This is a genomic window from Clostridium sp. ATCC 25772 (genome assembly GCF_001573875.1).
Classification (GTDB): domain Bacteria; phylum Bacillota; class Clostridia; order Clostridiales; family Clostridiaceae; genus Clostridium_J; species Clostridium_J senegalense.
In genome coordinates this window covers 1-567 of sequence record NZ_LFRG01000192.1, presented here as the reverse complement: position 1 = coordinate 567, position 567 = coordinate 1, and the positions used below count along the sequence as shown (strand labels likewise).

Below are 567 nucleotides of genomic sequence, written 5' to 3'. Positions count from 1 at the left end.
CTATGCAAACTAGCTCAATGTAAACCAGGAGATAAAGTTAAATTTAAAGAGGTAGATATATATGAGGCACTTAGAATTTTAAAAAAATATGGAGTTGTTTTAATTATCTAAAAACAACTCCATAATCTCTTAATCTGCTATATTGTAAACTGCTAAACCATCTCTATTTATTTCTTTTTTCTTAACTTCTACTAAAGCTTTTAATGTATCTAACGAAGTCATTACTTCTGTTGAAAACTCCGTAGCTGTTCTTCTTATCTTGAACCCATCTCTAGTTGAATCATTTCCTTTAGTAGGTGTATTTATTACTATATCTACTTGCTTGTTTCTTATAACATCTAATATGTTAGGTCTAGCTTCTTCTACTCTATTTACTATTGTAGCTTCTATTCCATTTTCTCTTAAAGATTCAGCCGTTCCTTCTGTTGCTACAAATGTATATCCTAAGTCATTCATGTCTTTAGCTATTTCTATAAACTCATCTTTATCATAGTTATTTATAGTTGCTAAAACAACACCTCTTTTATTAGACATCTTTTTACCAGCACCTAAGAATCCTTTGTATAA

The 567-nt window shown here is 29.3% G+C and carries 1 pseudogene; it reads right to left on the bottom strand.

The features are described 5' to 3' along the window. Positions 1-129 precede the first annotated feature (129 nt). Positions 130-567, bottom strand: a pseudogene (locus tag AZI32_RS17535) (carbamoyl-phosphate synthase large subunit); the annotation flags it as partial.